This window comes from Actinomycetospora sp. (assembly GCF_055612215.1).
Window position 1 is genome coordinate 1 of the sequence record NZ_JBVPVA010001039.1, and the last position, 1,786, is coordinate 1,786.

General features: G+C 77.7%; 2 protein-coding genes. One reads left to right on the forward strand and one right to left on the reverse strand.

Features of this window, described 5'->3' with window-relative positions; genetic code table 11:
- Positions 1 to 912, forward strand: a 912-nt coding sequence (locus AC0CYZ_RS28130) for a cell division protein FtsQ/DivIB (protein ID WP_472221409.1), incomplete at its 5' end; no start/stop codon positions are given.
- Between the two features lie 25 nt (positions 913 to 937).
- Here AC0CYZ_RS28130 and AC0CYZ_RS28135 read toward each other — a convergent pair.
- Positions 938 to 1,252 (reverse strand): DUF8129 domain-containing protein, encoded by a 315-nt coding sequence (locus tag AC0CYZ_RS28135; protein WP_472221410.1) that lies wholly within the window; start codon positions 1,250 to 1,252, stop codon positions 938 to 940.
- Positions 1,253 to 1,786: the final 534 nt, after the last annotated feature.

The window sequence follows — 1,786 nt, forward strand, 5'->3', positions numbered from 1 at the left end:
GGCGCGCGCGGCGCCTCGGGCGGGTCGGCCTCGCGGCGGGCCGGCTCGCCGGCCGGTGCGTCCCGTGGCGGGTCCGCCCGGGGCGGTGCGGCGTCGCGGGGCGGTGCGGCGGCGCGCGGCGGTGGCCGGGGCGGGCCCCGCGCCGGGGCCGAGCGGCGCCGGCGTCCCTCGAACCGCCCGCCCCGCGATCGCGGGCCACGCGACCACGCCGCGCTCGAGGCGCGGTCCGCCCGGCGCCGCACCCTGCTGCGGCGCGGGCTCGGGGCCCTGGTCGCGGCCGTCGTCGTCGGCGTCCTGGTGTGGCTCCTGGGCTTCTCGTCGGTGTTCGACGTGACCGCGGTCGAGGTCGACGGCGCGTCGGCCGAGACACTGCCCGCGGTGCGGGCCGCCGCGCAGGTGGCGCCGGGCACGTCACTGCTCTGGCTCGACACCGCCGACCTCGACGCCCGGGTGCAGACGATCCCGCGGGTCGCCACGGTCGACGTGCGCCGCTCGGTTCCCCACACGGTGACGGTGACGGTGACCGAGCGGGAGCCGGTCGCCGCGATGCCGCTCGGGACCGGGGTGGCGCTGGTCGACGGGACCGGCTTCGCCTACCGAACGATGCCGGCCCCGCCGCCGGGGATCCCGCGCCTGGTGCTCGGCCCGGGGCTCGCCCCGTCATCGTCGGACCCGACGACGGTCGCCGCCGTCCGCGTCCTCGCCGCCCTGCCCGCCGACCTGCGCGGGCGGATCACCGAGCTGCGGGCCGCGAGCCCGTACGACGTGTCGTTCTCCCTGGACGCCGGCCGCGCGGTGCGGTGGGGAGCCGACGCCGACGACGCCCGCAAGGCGGCCGTGCTGGGCCCGCTGCTGACCCGGCCGGGGTCGACCTACGACGTCTCCACCCCGGACCTGCCCGTCGTGTCCTAGACGTCGTGACCCGGGACGCAGGGCCTCAGCCGCCCCAGGTCACCTGCCGCAGGCCGTGACGGTCCGGCGGCCCCGGCTCGGCGGCCGACGACGGGTCGACCGGGGAGCCGTGCGACGTCCCGCCGGTCTCCGGGTGCACGTCCCCCTGGTCGCCGCCCGAGGGCGTCGCGCCCTGCTCGAGCTCACGGCGCCGGGAGCGCATCACCTCGAGCACCGGCAGGCGGTTGCCGTGCGCCTGCTCGTGCTCCATGAGCTCGTCGAGCTGTGCGAGGTCCAGCGCGCGGATGCGGTGGGACACCGCGGGCAACGGCAGGTGGTCGAAGTCGGGGATCGGGGTCATCCGGCCCTCCTCGTCGTCGGGGTGCGGCGAGTACCCGCTCGAGGGCCGGTCCCCAACGTCGCCGACGGGCCGGCGGAGATGAAGGAGCCGTGAGCCGCGCCGGCGGACGCGCGTCGCGACGACGTCCGGTCCGTCACCCCCGATCGGTCACCCACCGTCACCGTGTCGGGTGACCGCCGCCGCGCCCGACCGTGCCCAGGGGAGCCCCGGGCCACCCGCCCGAGGTCGGCCGCTCCCCGATCGGTGGCCGGTTGCGTGCCCAGGACCTGCACGAACGGTCGTCACCGAACCGGTTATCACTCACATGCACACCATGTGTCGCGCTTGACCCATCGAGTCACACAGCGTCAACTCTGCGGCGTCCCGGAGCGCGCACTGCGGCGTTCGGGGCCAACGCCGCTCCCAGGCACAGCGAGGAAGAGGACGCGATGACCATGACGACCGCGCGGGCGCAGCGCGACCGCGGGCCCGGCCGGGGCGGGAGGACACGGATCGGTGTCGGCCCGCTGCTCGCGGCCGGGCTCACGGTGGTCG

Bases quoted from the DNA above. Each gene is read 5' to 3' on its own strand.
- AC0CYZ_RS28135 (WP_472221410.1), bottom strand. From the start codon at position 1,252: ATGACCCCGATCCCCGACTTCGACCACCTGCCGTTGCCCGCGGTGTCC.